The following is a 16,202-nucleotide window of genomic DNA, read 5'->3' on the forward strand; positions in this document are numbered from 1 at the left end:
AAGAAGGAGATTTCGCAATGGGAACTGTCGAGGGAAAAGTTGCTTTCGTTACCGGGGCAGGACGAGGGCAGGGGCGGTCACACGCAATCAGGCTGGCAGAGGAAGGCGCGGACATCATTGCGGTCGACATCTGCGAAAACATCGATTCGGTGCCGTACTCGCTTTCGAGTCAGGAAGATCTCGATGAAACGGCTCGGCTTGTGGAGAAGCAGGGCAAGCGTGTGGTGGCGCTCAAGGCCGATGTGCGCGATCTGTCTGCTCTGACGGCTGCGGTGGACGCCGGATACAGAGAGTTCGGCAGGCTTGACATTGTCGCGGCCAATGCCGGTATCTGGAGCGCTAACACGTTGTGGGAGTTGACCGCCGAACAGTGGAAAGACATGATCGATGTCGCGCTCACCGGTGTGTGGCACGCAGTCAAAGCGTCCGTACCGCGAATGATCGAGGCCGGAAACGGTGGATCCGTGGTGATGACCAGTTCGACGGGTGGCGCTATGGGATTCGAAAATCTTGGGCACTACGTTGCCGCGAAACACGCTGTTGTGGGGCTGACTCGTACGCTGGCCAACGAAGTGGGCCGGCATGGTATTCGCGCCAACAATATTCAGCCGACGGCTGTGAACACAAACCTCCTGCACCATGATCAGATGCGGAAGCTGTTCAACCCGGATGCCGCCGATCCCGAAGCTGTGTTCGCGCCGGGTCTGCAGTCGCTCAACATCCTTCCGGTTCCCTGGGTGGAGCCAGTGGACATCTCAAATGCCCTCGTCTGGCTGAGCTCCGATCAGGCTCGCTACATCACGGGCGTGACGCTCCCTGTCGACGCCGGATTCCTTCAGAAAATCGGTGCGTACTGATTCCGGGCTTTCGACGAAAGTTCACTGTCGCGCGGACGCGGGACAGCCTCCTGTCCCGCGTGGCGGCACCTCCAATCGTGGCTTCTTTCCTGCGGTGCCATCAACACCGCGCCCGACGATGCCACTGTCGAGCCCGGGGACACCTGCCCTGAACGCGACTGTAGTACCTAGCCGAAGACCTCCGCGTACAGCGTCTCGATCTGCTCGGCGGTGGGCGCGACCGGGTTGTTGCCGGGTGATCCGGACGCCAGCGCCTGCTCTGCCATCAAGGGGACCAGGCCGTCCCAGGCGTCGCGATCGATCCCGTATTCGAGCGGGGTCGGCACCTTCAGATCGTGACAGAGCGTGCTCAGTGTCTCGACGAGGAACTGTGCGGCGACGGAGTCGCCTGCCGATTCCGACGCGGCGCCGAACGCCCGCGCGCAGTCGGCGTAGCGGCTCTCCGCGCCCTGTACGGAGAACGCTGTGATCGCGGGAAGCAGCATGGCATTCGAAAGCCCGTGTGCGACATGGAAATGCGCACCGATCGGCCGGCTCATCCCGTGGACCAGCGCCACGCTCGAGTTGGAGAACGCCATGCCGGCCTGGGTGGACGCGACCATCATCGCTTCCCGCGCGGTGCGATTCTCACCGTCCGCGTAGGCCGTGCGGATGTGCTTGCCGATGGTGCGGATCGCGGCGAGAGCGAGTCCGTCGGTGAACGGCTGGGCCTTCTTGCTGACATACGCCTCGATGGCATGGGTGAGGGCATCGATTCCGGTGTCGGCGGTCAGTCGCGGCGGCATCGACATCGTGAGTTCGAAATCCACGATCGCGGCGATCGGCAGGAACGACAGCCCGGGGCACAGCATCTTCTCGTCGGACGCGCTGTCGCTGATGACCGTGAACTGTGTCGCTTCGGAGCCGCTGCCTGCGGTGGTCGGGATCGCGATGATCGGCAGCGCCTTCCCGGTGTACACGTGCGGTGCCTTGTACGAGCGCATCTCGCCGCCGTTCGCGGACAGCACGGCCAGCGCCTTCGCGGTGTCCATCGGACTGCCGCCGCCGAATCCGATCACCGAATCCGCCCGGTGCTCGGCGACGATCCTCAGCCCGTCCGCCAGGGAATCGGTGGTGGGGTCGGGCACCGTGCCGTCGAACAGGGCCGGATCCTGGCCCACCGACCTCAGGAGGGCCATCACCCGGTCGGCCGCGCCGGTGCCGACGAGGTAGGAGTCGGTGACGAGAACCGGTCTCTGCAGACCCAATTGGTCGACGACCGAGCCGATCTCGTCGACTGCTCCGGCCCCGATCCGGGCGAACCGGGGGAGTGAGAGGTGTGCGCTCATGGGAGAGGTTCCTTATGCGTTCTGGGGGAAGCCGAGGTTGAGGCCGCCGTGGCTGGGGTCGAGCCAGCGGGTGGTGACGACCTTGCCGCGGGTGAAGAAGTGGACGCCTTCGGCGCCGTGGGCGTGGGTGTCGCCGAACAGGGAGTTCTTCCAGCCGCCGAAGGAGTAGTAGGCCATGGGGACGGGGATGGGGACGTTGATGCCGACCATGCCGACCTCGACCTCGTTCTGGAATCGGCGGGCGGCGCCGCCGTCGTTGGTGAAGATGGCGGTGCCGTTGCCGAACTGGCTGGAGTTGACCAGTTCGAGGGCTTCGTCGTAGCTCTCGACGCGGATGACGGAGAGGACGGGTCCGAAGATCTCGTCGGTGTAGACGGACATGTCGGTGGTGACGTGGTCGATGAGGGTCGGTCCGAGCCAGAATCCGTCCTTGCCGCCGTTGGCCTGCACCCGCCGGCCGTCGACGACGATGGTGGCCCCGGCGGCCTCGCCGGCGTCGATGTAGGAGGCGACCTTGTCGCGGTGCACCTTGGTCACCAGCGGGCCCATGTCGGAGTCTTTGGTGCCGTCGCCGATCTTCAACGTGTTGGTGCGTTCGGTGATTTTGGCGACCAACTCGTCGGCGATGTCCCCGACCGCAACCAAAGCACTGATGGCCATGCAGCGCTCGCCCGCGGATCCGAAGCCGGCGTTGACCATGGCGTCGGCGGCGAGGTCGAGGTCGGCGTCGGGCAGGACGATGGCGTGGTTCTTCGCGCCGCCGAGGGCCTGGACGCGTTTGCCGTGGGCAGTGCCGGTGGCGTAGACGTACTGGGCGATGGGGGTGGAGCCGACGAAGCTGATGGCCTTGATGGCGGGGTTGGTGAGGAGTTCGTCGACGGAGGTCTTGTCGCCCTGCAGCACGTTGAACACGCCTGCCGGGAGTCCGGCTTCGGCCCAGAGTTCGGCCATCCATATGGCGGCGGTGGGGTCCTTCTCGGACGGCTTCAACACCACCGTGTTGCCGGTGGCGATGGCGATGGGGAAGAACCACATCGGGACCATGGCGGGGAAGTTGAAGGGGGAGATGATGCCGACGGGGCCGACGGGTTGGCGGAGGGAGGAGACGTCGACGTTGGTGGAGGCGTTTTCGGTCATGCCGCCCTTGAGCAGGTGGGCGATGCCGCAGGCGAATTCGACGACCTCCTGGCCGCGGGAGACTTCGCCGAGGGCGTCGGAGACGACCTTGCCGTGTTCGGAGGTGATGATCTCGGCGAGTTCACCCTTGCGCTCGTTGAGCAGTTCCCGGAACTTGAAGATGATCTGGGTGCGCTTGGCCAGCGAAGTATCACGCCAGGCGGGGAACGCGGCGGCGGCCGAGTCGATGACGGCGCGGGCGTCTTCGACACTGGCCAACGCGACCTGACCGGTGACGGCGCCGGTGGCCGGGTTGGTGACGGGGGCGGTGTTGCCGCTGGTGCCGGGGAAGGTCTTGTTGTTGAGCCAATGGGAGATGACGGCCATGGGATGTACTCCTGGAAAGGTGGGGTGACCACGAGTCTGCTGGGCAACAATGCCTGCGTCAACGAGTAAAATGGCACTTCGGACTGCAGATTTGCACGAGGGTGAGGGCGATGTTTACCGCAGACAACATGCGTTACCTCCTGGAGTTGTCGAGAACCGGCCGCCTCGCCGACGCGGCGAAGCGACTCGGTGTCGATCACACGACCGTCTCGCGGAGAATCACCCGACTCGAGAAGGACACGGGCACCCGGCTTTTCGACCGCGGGGTGTCGGGATGGCAGCTCACCGAAGCGGGCAGGCGGCTGGTTCCCCACGCCGAAGCGGTGGAGACCGCGGTCCTCGCCGCTCTCGACGAGACGTCGTCGCGGGGCGGGCTGACCGGCACCGTCCGGATCATCACGCCCGACGGTTTCGGGTCGTTCGTGCTGGTGCCGGGTCTCGCGGCGGTGCGGTTCGAGCACCCCGATCTGTTCACCGAACTCGTCACGTCGACCACCCACGACCTGCTGACCGGGCGCGACTTCGATATCGCCGTCACCCTCGAACGACCCTCGCCGCGGTCCGTGGTGGTCCGCAAACTGGCGGAGTACGACCTCCGCCTGTACGCGTCACGGCACTACCTGAGCGAGCACGACCCCATCACGGCCCTCGAGGATCTGCGCCATCACACGCTGATCTGGTACGTGGACGCGTTCCTCGACGTCGAACCGCTGCGCATCCTCGACGCGCTGATTCCGGATTTCCAGGCGCAGATCCAGACCAACAACATCGCCGGTCACTACCAGGCGGTGAAGCACGGCGTCGGGATCGCGCCACTGCCGAGTTACATCGGGGCGCTCGACGAGGACCTCGTGCCGATCCTCACCGACGACTTCATCGCCCACCGCACCTACTGGCTGGTGGTGCCGCGGGAACTGACCCGCCTGGCCCGGGTCAAGGCGATCACCGAGGCGCTCTACTCCATCGTCGACGGAAATCCCGAACTACGCGGCGCAGCAGGTTAACTCACTGATCCGCGGGAGCCGGTCCGGCGCTCTCGCGGACGACGAGTTCGGTGGGCAGCGTGATTTCCCGTCCCGCGCCGCCGCCGATGATGTCGAGCAGCAGTTGCGCGGCCTCGCGGCCCTTACCGACGAGGGGTTGCCGAACCGTCGTGAGTCCCGCGGCTCGGGCCGCGGGAATGTCGTCGAAACCGACCACCGACAAATACTCGGGCACCCGGAGGCCGCGTTCCTGGGCGACGTCGATCGCGGCGAGGGCCAGCAGGTCGGAGGCTGCGACGACGGCGGTCACGGGTCCGGCGTCGAGCAGCGTCTCGACGGCGGTGCGGGACAACTCGTAGTCGAACCCGCCTGCTTCGACGACCACGGCGGTGGACCACGGGACCTTGAATTTGCGGCACGCGGACGCGTAGCCGGCGAGGCGTTCCTTCATCACGTGGTCGCGGGCTGCCCGGGTGCGGGCGGCGTCGACGCGCCCGCCCTTGCCGTCGGGCACGAGGCGGTCGACGAGAAACCCGACACGGCGGTGCCCGAGCGACAGCACGTGCTCCGCGATCTCCTTCGCGGCCTCCCGATCCCGGATTCCGACCCGCGGCAGCCCGCCCGGATTCGGCCCGTCGATCACGACGATTGGCAGCCGGCGGCTCATCGCCGTCTGCATACCGGGGTGGCCCTCCGGCATCGCGTACGCGAGGAAGCCGTCCACCGCGCCGCGCACCAGCACCCCGGAACCCTCGGCCACCCGGGTGGACTCGAGTGGGCAGGGCAGCAGCGTCAGCGCGACCTCGGCGAGTTCACCGACTTCCGAGATGCCCTTCAGCAACTGTGAGGTGGCCGGATCGTCGAAGGCGTAGCGCAACGAGTCGGTGATCATCAGCCCCAGCGCACCGACCTGCCCGGTGCGCAGGTTGCGCCCGGCGGGGTTGGGGCCGGCGTAGCCGAGTTCCGCGGCCACCTGGAAGATATGGGCGCGCCGGGCTGCGGACAGCTTGTGAGGCTGGTTGTACGCATACGAGACCGCCGCCTGGGACACGCCTGCCGCCCGGGCAACGTCGTGCATCGTGGTCACGAATGCCGATCCTCTCCGTCACGCGGTTACCCGGCCCAGCTTATCGGCCGGACCGCGCGCGTCTTCGGGGTGTCAGGTGTCGCGTGAGAAGACCCGTTCAGCCGGCGAGTTGGTCGCGCAATGTTCGGGTGATGATGTGTTGTGCGTCTGTGAGGATCGAGTCGACTACCTCCTCACAGCTGCCGATGTCGTGGATCAGGCCCTGGGCCTGGCTTGCCCACCAGAGGCCGCCTTCGACGTCGCCGTTGCCGTACACCTGCTCGCGACCGCGAGCGCCGCTGGCGAGATGGGCGATGTCGTCGAAGCTGGCACCCGGGCGACGGGACAGGTCGACGATCTCTTCGGAGACCGAGTTGCGGGCGACGCGTGCGGTGTTGTGGAACTCGCGGAACACAATTCGGGTGTCGCGTTCGGTGTTGTCGACGATCTGCTGTTTGACGTTGTGGTGGATGGGCGCTTCGGTGGTGGCCATGAATCGGGTGCCCATGTTGACGGCGGAGGCACCGAGTGCGAGGGCGGCGACGAGTCCGGCTCCGGTGGCGATTCCGCCGCTGGCGATGATCGGGATGGTCAGGGCCCGGGCGGCGGCGGGGATGAGCACGAGGCCGGGGACGTCGTCTTCGCCGGGGTGTCCGGCGCATTCGAAGCCGTCGATGCTGATCGCGTCGACGCCGAGGTGCTCGGCCTTGACGGCGTGCCGGACCGAGACCGCCTTGTGGATCACCTTGACACCCGCGGCCTTGAAGGTCGGCAGGTGCGGGGCCGGGTTGCCGCCGGCGGTTTCGACGATGGTGATGCCGCTGTCGACGATGGCGTCGCGGTAGTCGTCGTAGGGGACGGGTTGGATGGTGGGCAGGATGGTGAGGTTGACGCCGAACGGTTTGTCGGTGAGGTCGCGGCAGCGGGCGATCTCCTTGACCAGTGCCTCGGGGGTCGGTTGGGTCAGGGCGGTGAGGAATCCGAGTGCGCCGACGTTGGCCACCGCGCTGATCAGGTCGGCGGTGCCGACGGCGGTCATGCCGCCGCACACGATGGGGTGCTCGATCCCGAAGGTCTCGGTGAAGGTGTTGGTGAACATGTGCTTCCTCGGTTGTGATTTGTCGGTCAGGGTGGGAGTTGAAAGGCGCGAATCACGCTCTCGCGCAGGAATGGGTCGGAACTGAACAGCACCGTGCGCGGGCCGTGGCCGCGGAGGTAGTCGACGATCTCCGCCGGGTAGCGGGAGGTCTTCGTTGCTGCTGCCAGGTTCTCGAAGTTCCTCCTTCTCAGGCGGTTTCGGGAACGGGGTGGGACGCCCGACCGGCGGCGTCGGATTCGGTGTCCTCCATGTCGCGGTGCCGGGTTTCGGGCAGGGCGAGGGCGCAGGCGAAGCTGAGGAGGCCGAAGCCGGCGAGCATCCAACCGACCGCGGTGCTGCCGTATCGAGAGGTCAGTTCCGCGGCGAGCATGGGTGCGGTGCCGCCGCCGATGACGCCGGCGATCGCGTATGCCATACCGGCGCCGGTGTAGCGGTATTCGGTGTGGAACATCTCCGGGAGCAGTGCCCCCGCGGGACCGTAGGAGACGCCCATGATGACCAGCGCGAGGGCCAGGCCGGCGAGGAACGCGAGCGGGGAGCCGGTGTCGAGGAGGGGGGAGAGCACCAGTCCTCCGGGGATGGCCACGATGCAGGAGGCGAGCACCATCTTGCGGCGGCCGATTCGGTCGGAGTAGATGGCGGACAGGATGATTGCCGCGCAGAAGACGGTGGCGGCCAGGAGTCCGAGGGACAGAACTGTGGTGCGGCTCAAGCCGAGGGTGGCGGTGCCGTACGAGGTGAGGTATGCGGTGCCGATGTAGAAGAACGCGAACATCATCGCCAGGGATCCGGCGGCAACGAGCAGCTCACGGGGTTGGTTCTTGAAGACCCCGAGGAGCGGGCCCGCGCCGGTGTGGCGAGTCTGGGTGGCCTGACGGGCGAACATCGGTGTCTCCTCCACCTTCAACCGGACATAGAGGCCGATGAGCACGAGGAGTGCGCTGGCGATAAAGGGGATCCGCCAGCCGTAGTCGAGGAACGCCTGCGAGGTTTCGCCGACGAAGAGGTTGACCGCCAGGAAGGTGCCGTTGGACAGAGCGAAGGCCAGTGATGGTCCCAGCTGTGGGAATACCGCGTAGAGGCCCCGTTTGCCGGTGGGGGCGTATTCAGTGGCCAGCAGGGTTGCCCCGGCCCATTCACCGCCGACGGCGAGGCCCTGCGCAATCCGCAGCGCGATCAGCGCGATCGGTGCGGCCACACCGATGGTGGCGGCACCGGGGAGCAGTCCGATGAGGACGGTGCTGATCCCCATCAGCAGCAGCGTGCTGACCAGTGTCTTCTTGCGGCCGATCCGGTCACCGAAGTGGCCGAAGATCGCGGCGCCGAGAGGCCGGGCGACGAACGCGACGGCGAACGTGGCGAAGGAGGCGACGGTGCCGGCGGCGGTGCCGAGGGCGGGGAAGAAGACCTTCGGGAAGACCAGTGCTGCCGCGGTGCCGTAAATGAAGAAGTCGTAGAACTCGATGGTGGTGCCGTTGCAGCTGGCAATGGCGACACGGCGCATCGGTGTGGTCGGTGGGCTCGTTACCGGGTCGACGGTTCGGGACATCTGAGATCTCCTGCTCGGTGGGCCCATCCGCCCGCTGGCGGAGGAGCTGAGGTACGACGAGCAGTGTGAGCGCCGTTACATCGGGTCCTACACCCCCCAAAGTGGGTTGCCCTCCCGGACAGCTACTTTCGTGGGTACGGTTCGGGCGTGCCGAGTCCCGCGTTCGCACGGGTCAGCGGAGGAGACCGCGCTCACGGGCGGCGAGGATCGCCTGCACCCGGTTGGTCGCGTGCAGTTTGCGCATGGCGCTCTTGAGGTAGGACTTGACGGTGTTGGGCAGCAGACCGAGGGCCTCGGCGACCTCACGGTTGCTCAGCCCGCGTGCGACGTGTTCGAGCACGTCGACCTCGCGGGGCCGGAGCAGGGTGGGGGGTTCCTGCGATCTGGCAGACCCCAGCACAGGCGCAAACCGGTTCCCCACGGCCTCCACTTTGGCGCGCAGGGTCTCGTCCTCGATCTGGTCGGCCAGGTTCGTCAGTTCCTGAGCGATGTCGTACAGGTCGGCGCGACTGAGCGTCGCCCGGTCGGCCTCGGCGGTGGCGCGCATGAGGCTCAGTCGTCGCCGCACTTCGTCCTCGACCGCGATGTCGCGTTCGAGCCGCCGGACCAGCGGGGTGAAGCTGTCGAACCAGCGGTCACCCAGACGCACATGGGTGCGGGCCGCCAGGTAGATCAGGATCCGGGGTGTGCGGTCGACGATGATCGGAAGCGCGGCCAGGGTTTCGATGGCCTCCGGTCGCACGGCGTGGTCGTATACGTGGGTGATGCCTTGCGCCGAGAAGTAGTCGGCCACCGACACCGGGCGGGCGAGCATCAGCGCCTTGCCGCCGAGTCCCTCACCGTTGCGGACGACCAGGTTCACCGCCGAGCGCGTGCGGACCCCGGTCAGGTCGGTGATCTCCATCGCCGCTGCCCCGTGATGCACCGGCCCACCGAACACCATGTCCATACCGGCGTGCTTGCGGAGAGTCTCCAGCGAGCGCGCGAGGATGCGCCGTTCGATCGGCGTATCGGTTTCGAATGACATGGTCACGTCGGCCTCCAACTAAACATCTGATCCCGAGGCTAGTGAGTGCCGTCACACCGTGGCAACGTCGTACCCACGAAGGTGGGTACGACATCCCCGACCTACCTTCGGGGGTCCCGCTCCGTTCGTTTCACGGGTCACATACCTCCCAGAACGGAGGAACACACATGGACATCAGGCTGAGTCACACCGTCGGTCCGACCGAGCTGCCGCTGCTCGAGATGACGATCGGCGACAACTTCGACCGGACCGCCGCGAGATTTCCCGAGCGCGAGGCTTTGGTCGACGTTCCCACGGGCCGGCGGTGGACGTACGCCGGTCTCCGCGCCGACGTCGATGCGCTGGCTTCTGCCCTGCTCGAGGAGGGGATCGTCCCCGGGGACAGGGTTGCGATCTGGGCCCCGAACTGCCCTGAATGGGTGCTGGTGCAGTTCGCGGCGGCGAAGGTGGGTGCCATCCTGGTGAACCTCAATCCCGCATACCGCGCCCACGAACTCGAATACGTCCTCACCCAGGCGGGGATCCGGCTGATGTTCGCGGTCCCGTCGTTCAAGACCTCCGACTACGAGGCGATGGTCGCAGAGGTTTCGCCCCGGTGCCCGGGGCTCGATCGGGTGATAATTTTCGGCAGCGACGAGTGGGCGTCACTGTTGATCCGCGGAGATCAGGCCTCTTTCGAACGGCTCACCGAGGTGCAGGCCGTCCTGTCACCGGACGATCCGATCAACATCCAGTACACGTCGGGAACCACCGGGTCGCCGAAGGGCGTCACCCTCTCGCACCGCAACATCCTCAACAACGGGTTCTTCGTCGGCGAGCTGCTCGGCTACACCGAACTCGACCGGATCTGCGTGCCGGTGCCGTTCTACCACTGCTTCGGCATGGTCATGGGCAACCTCGGGGCCAACACGCACGGCGCGTGTGTCGTCATCCCGTCACCGTCGTTCGATCCCGTCGCCACGCTGACGGCGTGTGCGCAGGAGCAATGCACCTCGGTATACGGAGTGCCGACGATGTTCATCGGCATGCTCGACGTCCCCGACTTCAGCTCATACGACCTCTCGTCGATACGCACCGGAGCCATGGCAGGCTCACCGTGCCCGGTGGAAATCATGAAGCAGGTCACGGCGTGGGCACCGGAAGTGGCGATCGCGTATGGAATGACCGAGACATCCCCGGCCTCCACCCAGACCTGGGTGGACGACTCCCTGGACCGTCGGGTGTCCACTGTCGGTCGTGCCCACCCCCACGTAGAGGTCAAGGTCGTTGATCCTGCGACCGGCGAGACCGTGGCACGAGGACGGTCCGGTGAGCTGTGCGTCCGGGGTTACTCGGTGATGCTCGGCTACTGGAACGAACCCGACAAGACCGCCGAGACCGTCGACACCGACGGCTGGATCCACACCGGCGACCTCGCGGCCATGGACGAGGACGGGTTCGTCGCCATCACCGGGCGCATCAAGGACATGGTGATCCGCGGCGGGGAGAACATCTACCCGCGGGAGATCGAGGAGTTCCTCTATACCCATCCCGACATCCTCGACGCCCAGGTGATCGGAGTTCCCGACGACAAGTTCGGGGAAGAGCTGATGGTCTGGCTACGGCTCCGCGAGGGCGCCGAGAAGATCGACGCCGACAACCTCCGGGAATTCTGCACGGGTCGACTCACGCACTACAAGATCCCGCGCTACGTGCACTGCGTCGACGAGTTCCCCATGACCGTCAGCGGGAAGGTCCGCAAGGTCGACATGCGCGAACAAGCTCTCCAGATCCTCGGGTGTTAACCCGAACACGCTCGTACTCGAACAACATTCACGACAAGCCAAACGGAGGACATGATGAGCTGGACAATCGAACGACGCGGTCGCGTCGCCGTCGTCACGATGAACACCAACCTGGTCAACGCGCAGAACCGTGCCTTCTTCACGGACCTGCACGACGCATTCGACCGACTCGAGCGCGACCATCCGCAGTCGCCGGCGGTGTTGACCGGCACCGGCACCCGATTCTCCGCCGGTCTGGACCTGGCCGAGCACTTCCGGCTCTTCGCCGGCGACGAGGCAGCGGTCGCATCGTGGTTCCAGGACTACCGGGCAACGAACATGCGGCTGTTCACCTACCCGAGACCGACGGTGGCCGCGGTGAACGGGCACGCCTTCGCTGGAGGTCTCATCACCGCCGCCGTGTGCGATCGCACGGTCGCCGCCGCCGGCGAGGCTCGGTTCGGAATCAACGAGGTCAACATCGGGATCCCGATGCCCGCGGTGTATCTGCGGATGCTGGCGTACGCCTGGGGGCAGCCGGTGGCATCCCGGACCTGCCTGCAGGGGGAGATCTTCTCGGTGCACGAGGCGCACGAAATGGGGATTCTGCACGAGGTGGTGCCGGCCGAGGAACTGCTCGACCGGGCCGTCGCCATTGCCGAGTTGACCCCCGAGGACTGCATCGACAACTACGCGTACACCAAGCGAGCGCTGCAGTCCCCGACCCTGCGTGACATCGCGGACCTGTCCGACCCATTGGACCGGAAGGAACTGGCCGCCGGCATGACGAGCGAGCCGTCCCGGCGCGCCCACCGCCGGTACTGGGAACAGCTCAAGGGCCGCCCCGCCGACTGGTGACCGGAGTGGACACCAATGACACAGAGCGGTTGCCCGACTGGGTGATCTGGCAGCACAGACCGTTTCCCGACGCCAACCTGCTGCTGATCGACGGGCGGGAAGCGGCGCTCGTCGACAGCGGCTTCGTCGGGCACGCGCAGCAGACAGCCGACTGGGTGCGGGCACACAGCGACAATCTCACCCGAGTCGTGAACACGCACTGGCACGCCGACCACGTCGGCGGCAATGCGCTGCTCCAGGCGAGGGGCGCCGGCATCGCGGCCAGCGCCCCGGACGCCGACGCCGTCGCGCGTCGTGACCCGGGTTGCTGTCTCGCGGAGTACCTGGACCAGCCGGTCGCTCCCTACACCGTCGACGAGCCGCTCGACGACGGGCACGTGCTCCGGCTCGGAGACGCCGACTGGGAGGTGGTTCGCACCCCCGGCCACACCCCGGGCCACTTGGCGTTGTGGCAGCCTGAGGAACGGCTACTGGTTGTGGGAGATGCGTTGTCGGACTACGACGTCGGCTGGGTCAACAGTGCCCTCGACGGCCCCGACGCGGCACACGCGGCCCTGCAGTCGCTCCACCGGCTGACCGACCTGCGGCCGCGGGCGCTGCTGCCCGGGCACGGACCGATTCCCGCCGACCCCGGCGCGGCGTTGGCCAGTGCACGGCACCGGGCGCGACGCCTCGTCGACGACCCGGACGGCGCAGTATGGTACGGAATTCGGCGAATCTTCGCCTTCACATTGATGATTCGTGACGGAATCTCCGCCGACGAGGTCGAGCCCTACCTGCATGCGCGTGCGTGGCTGACCGACGCTGCACAGTTGCTGCGCTGTACTCCGGAGACACTGGCCGCCGAACTGGTCGAGACTATGGTGCGCGGTGGTGCCGTGGTCGTACGGAACATGCGGCTGTACGCGGCGGCCGAGCACACCCCGGTCACACGGGGAACGCTGCCGGTGCCCTTCCCCCGGGAATGGCAGTCCCCGGCACCCACAGGTCCAGCGCGGCCGTGATGAACGAGCCCTATCCGACCACCCGCTCGACCAGCAGCACGGCCCCGATTCCGATCATCGCGGCACCGGAAATCCAGGTCACCACCCGCGCTGCGGCGGGGCGGGTGCGCAGCACCACCCGCGCACCTGCCCCCACCCCGGTGTAGACGACGGCGCAGCTGGCCGTGTGTACCAAACCGAGCAGCACAATCTGGACCGCGAGCGGCCACCGCGCGCCCGCGTCGGTGAACTGCGGCAGCAGAGCCAGGAACAGCAGGAACACCTTCGGGTTCAGCCCGCTGATCCCCAGGCCCTTGACGGCCTGCCGTACCCACGATTCGGGTGCCTGCTCGGGACCGGCCTGCGGCGGCGCCGAAGGTCTTGCGAGCATCGTGATCCCCAGCCACACCAAGTACGCCGCCCCGACCCCGGTCAACGCGGTCAGCACCAAGGGCGAGCGGGAAACCAGCGTAGCGACGCCGGCCGCCACCACCGCGGTCATCACCAGGTGCCCCGACAACAGACCACCGACCGCCGGCACCACGGTGCGATGCCGCAACCCAGCCGCGATCGCGTACGCCCAATCCGCGCCAGGCGTCAGCACGAACAGAAAAGAAACCGCCCAGAACGCGGCAACGGTACCGATCGCCATAATCTCCCTAGTCCTTCACTCTCGCGGAACACCGGAACGCCCAGCGGTTCCGATAAGAAAGATTAGAAATAATGGAGGAGAAAGTGTTGCCAAAGATTCCCTGAACACCCCACTTTTGGGGAAGAATCTTCCGCATGGACAGCGTTGACAGGAAAATCCTTGCTGAACTCCAGCAAGATGGTCGACTCACCCTCACCGAACTCGCCGACCGGGTCCGCCTCAGCATCTCGCCCTGCCACCGGAGGCTGCGCGCACTGGAGAGCTCCGGCGCGATCACTGGTTACCGCGCGCAGCTCGACGCCCACGCGCTGGGACTCACATTCGAGGCGCTCGTCTTCGTCACCATGCGCGCCGCCGACCGCGACACCATCGAGGCATTCGAACAGGCCGTAGCTGCCATTCCCCATGTCCTGCAGGCTCAACGGCTGTTCGGCGACCCCGACTACCTTCTGCGGGTCATCACCCGCGACCTCCCCGGCTTCCAGACGCTCTACGACGAAAGCCTCGCCACCCTCCCCGGCGTCCAGAGCCTCAGCTCCACCCTCGTCATGAAGAGCGTGGCCGACAACCGGCCCCTGCCCCTGTGAGGGCTGGGAGAGTTCAGTGGGCGCGGGCGGGGGACTGGCTGGACTGCTCACGGCCGGCAGACGAAATCTGACGCTCGGCACGACCTCCTAGACGGTATGGGGGGTGGCTGGGGCCTCGCTCACATGTGAACGTGGGTTACCGACAGGAATGTGGTCCTGGCCGGTAGAGCCACAAGATGTGGGAGGCCCCAGTGATGAGTCAGCGTACGAGTGTCGGGTTGGACGTGCACGCGCGGTCGGTGGTCGCGTGTGGTCTCGATGGTGAGACCGGTGAGATGTTCGAGCGTCGGTTGACGCCGGATCATCATGAGATCCTCGTGTGGATCCGTTCGTTACCGGGGCGGGCGGCGGTGACTTACGAGGCGGGTCCGACAGGGTTTGGTCTGGCCAGGTTCCTGCTCGCGGCCGGGATCGTGTGTCTCGTGGCGGCGCCGTCGAAGTTGCAACGCCCGTCGGGCGATCGGGTCAAGACCGATACCCGCGATGCCCGGCACCTGGCCCGACTTTTGCATCTGAGTGAAATTGTGCCGGTGACGATTCCGAGCGTGGAGCAGGAAGCTGCCCGCGATCTGGTCCGGGCACGAGAGGATGTGCGCGGGGACTTGATGGCAGCCCGGCACCGCATCTCAAAACTGCTTCTCCGGCAAGGAATCGTCTACTCCGGCGGAAAAGCGTGGACGGGTAAACATCAGGTGTGGCTACGGACGCACACGTTCACCGTCCCGGGACTGCAACTGGCATACGACACCGCGTTCGACACCATGCTTGCCACCGTCGATCGCCGAGACCGCCTGGATGCGGCGATCGCCGAGATGGCCGCGGACAGCGCCTACACACCGGTGGTGACCCGGCTCGGATGCCTACGCGGAATCTCGACGTTGACCGCGTTCGGGCTGGCCGTCGAGATCGGAGACTGGCAACGACTCACCGGACGGTCGATCGGCGCCTACCTTGGCCTGGTGCCCACCGAGTCGTCCTCGGGCGCGTCACGCTCGCAGGGGTCGATTACCAAGACCGGCAACGCTCACGCCCGCCGACTGCTGATAGAGGCCGCCTGGCATCACCGCCAGCCCCTACCACCATCCCGGTGTGGATCTGCGGCGACGGTGGGACCGGGCCACCCCGTCGGCGCGGGCACGCGGACAGCAAGGCAACCGCCGCCTGTACGGTCGGTGGCAGAGCTTCGATCAGCGACGTAAGCGACCAGTGGTCGCCAACACCGCCATCGCCCGTGAGCTCGCCGGCTGGTGCTGGTCGCTGGCGATACTCGACGGCTGACCGCCGCCGTCCACAAGTGTCCGGATGACCCACCAGGGTGGTGACGGCCAGCGCCTGGGAGTGACCCGCGAACGCTCTATGAGCAATCCCTAACTCCACGTTGGGATCACGCTCGATCTCTAGACACGCGAACCACTCCAGCCGAACAGTCCCGTCCTGCGGTAACCAACCCGCGCATATCAGACTGACAAACGCGTCGATGCCGACACGCTCGCCACCACCCAGGGGCCTTTTCGGTCCAAAAGGAAGCGGCGTCCACGACGACGGTCGTGGACGCCGCTTCACTCTGCCCTCTTGACAAAACTGATTCCATATCAGAGCGTAAGTGGTGTAGCGCGACAACGTCCCCGCCGACGCGACTCGGGAGAACCCGCGTGGTGGTGTTCGGCGAACGTGGAATCGGCTGACCGATAAGCATTGTCATGCGCCGGCGAAAGATAAATCGTCTGCCGAATCGGCCACTGATCGTGCCATCCTCGAAGCAACTCGAGCTAACGAAAGTAGGACGCGTCGTGAAGGTTGCAATTGTCGGGTGTGGGGAAGTTGGGCGTGCGTATGCCCTGGCCGGTGCGGCCGCCGGCTACGAACTCGTGCTCGTGGACCCTCGTCCGTCGGCTGCCTACCGCAGTCGCCGATCAGACTCGGGCGGCGCTCCATCTCTCGTGTCGA

Annotated in this window: 13 protein-coding genes and 1 pseudogene; 7 read left to right on the forward strand and 7 right to left on the reverse strand. The window is 66.3% G+C overall.

Annotated elements, in window-relative coordinates; all coding sequences use genetic code 11:
- Positions 1–17: 17 nt before the first annotated feature.
- Positions 18–857 carry a mycofactocin-coupled SDR family oxidoreductase gene (locus I1A62_RS32060; protein WP_124396311.1) on the forward strand — a complete coding sequence of 280 codons (840 nt, stop codon included), beginning with the start codon at positions 18–20 and terminating at the stop codon, positions 855–857.
- 167 nt (positions 858–1,024) lie between these two features.
- On the opposite strand, the gene I1A62_RS32065 is transcribed toward I1A62_RS32060, so the two are convergent.
- Both I1A62_RS32065 and I1A62_RS32070 read right to left on the reverse strand, forming a co-directional pair.
- Complete coding sequence (locus I1A62_RS32065) at positions 1,025–2,185, reverse strand: iron-containing alcohol dehydrogenase (protein WP_219456296.1); 1,161 nt, start codon at positions 2,183–2,185, stop codon at positions 1,025–1,027.
- A gap of 12 nt (positions 2,186–2,197) precedes the next feature.
- Positions 2,198–3,688, reverse strand: a complete 1,491-nt coding sequence (locus I1A62_RS32070) for a CoA-acylating methylmalonate-semialdehyde dehydrogenase (RefSeq protein ID WP_219456297.1) — start codon at positions 3,686–3,688, stop codon at positions 2,198–2,200.
- Positions 3,689–3,798: 110 nt separating this feature from the next.
- On the opposite strand from I1A62_RS32070, the gene I1A62_RS32075 reads away from it, so the two are divergent.
- Positions 3,799–4,692 carry a LysR family transcriptional regulator gene (locus tag I1A62_RS32075; protein ID WP_219456299.1) on the forward strand — a complete coding sequence of 298 codons (894 nt, stop codon included), beginning with the start codon at positions 3,799–3,801 and terminating at the stop codon, positions 4,690–4,692.
- 1 nt (position 4,693) lies between these two features.
- Here the strand turns inward: I1A62_RS32075 and I1A62_RS32080 are convergent, their stop codons facing one another.
- From I1A62_RS32080 to I1A62_RS32095, 4 genes are all read right to left on the reverse strand, one after another.
- Positions 4,694–5,758, reverse strand: coding sequence for a LacI family DNA-binding transcriptional regulator (locus I1A62_RS32080; RefSeq protein WP_219456300.1), 1,065 nt, complete (start codon positions 5,756–5,758; stop codon positions 4,694–4,696).
- 97 nt (positions 5,759–5,855) lie between these two features.
- On the reverse strand, positions 5,856–6,836 hold the full coding sequence (locus tag I1A62_RS32085; RefSeq protein WP_219456302.1) for a nitronate monooxygenase family protein: 981 nt from the start codon (positions 6,834–6,836) through the stop codon (positions 5,856–5,858).
- 187 nt (positions 6,837–7,023) lie between these two features.
- Positions 7,024–8,385 (reverse strand): MFS transporter, encoded by a 1,362-nt coding sequence (locus tag I1A62_RS32090; protein WP_219456304.1) that lies wholly within the window; start codon positions 8,383–8,385, stop codon positions 7,024–7,026.
- A gap of 172 nt (positions 8,386–8,557) precedes the next feature.
- Positions 8,558–9,412, reverse strand: a complete 855-nt coding sequence (locus I1A62_RS32095) for a LuxR C-terminal-related transcriptional regulator (protein WP_257890979.1) — start codon at positions 9,410–9,412, stop codon at positions 8,558–8,560.
- A 167-nt stretch (positions 9,413–9,579) separates the two neighbouring features.
- Here I1A62_RS32095 and I1A62_RS32100 point away from each other — a divergent pair, with 167 nt between their 5' ends.
- From I1A62_RS32100 to I1A62_RS32110, 3 genes are read left to right on the forward strand one after another with little or no spacing between them, the layout of a single operon-like run.
- Positions 9,580–11,196, forward strand: a complete 1,617-nt coding sequence (locus I1A62_RS32100) for an AMP-binding protein (RefSeq protein ID WP_219456307.1) — start codon at positions 9,580–9,582, stop codon at positions 11,194–11,196.
- Positions 11,197–11,250: 54 nt separating this feature from the next.
- Entirely contained in the window at positions 11,251–12,033 is a 783-nt protein-coding gene (locus tag I1A62_RS32105) for an enoyl-CoA hydratase/isomerase family protein (RefSeq protein ID WP_219456310.1), read from the forward strand.
- A gap of 5 nt (positions 12,034–12,038) precedes the next feature.
- The gene (locus tag I1A62_RS32110; RefSeq protein WP_219456312.1) at positions 12,039–13,037 is read left to right on the forward strand and encodes an MBL fold metallo-hydrolase; all 999 of its coding nucleotides are present in this window, start codon (positions 12,039–12,041) and stop codon (positions 13,035–13,037) included.
- A gap of 10 nt (positions 13,038–13,047) precedes the next feature.
- On the opposite strand, the gene I1A62_RS32115 is transcribed toward I1A62_RS32110, so the two are convergent.
- Positions 13,048–13,668: a LysE family translocator gene (locus I1A62_RS32115; RefSeq protein WP_219456314.1), complete on the reverse strand. Its 621-nt coding sequence runs from the start codon at positions 13,666–13,668 to the stop codon at positions 13,048–13,050.
- Positions 13,669–13,802: 134 nt separating this feature from the next.
- On the opposite strand from I1A62_RS32115, the gene I1A62_RS32120 reads away from it, so the two are divergent.
- Together I1A62_RS32120 and I1A62_RS32125 are read left to right on the forward strand one after the other, a co-directional pair.
- The gene (locus I1A62_RS32120) at positions 13,803–14,255 is read left to right on the forward strand and encodes an Lrp/AsnC family transcriptional regulator (RefSeq protein WP_219456316.1); all 453 of its coding nucleotides are present in this window, start codon (positions 13,803–13,805) and stop codon (positions 14,253–14,255) included.
- A 176-nt stretch (positions 14,256–14,431) separates the two neighbouring features.
- A pseudogene (locus I1A62_RS32125) lies at positions 14,432–15,533 on the forward strand (IS110 family transposase).
- Positions 15,534–16,202 lie beyond the last annotated feature (669 nt).

This window comes from Rhodococcus sp. USK10 (genome assembly GCF_019378875.1).
Lineage (GTDB): Bacteria > Actinomycetota > Actinomycetes > Mycobacteriales > Mycobacteriaceae > Rhodococcus_F > Rhodococcus_F pseudokoreensis.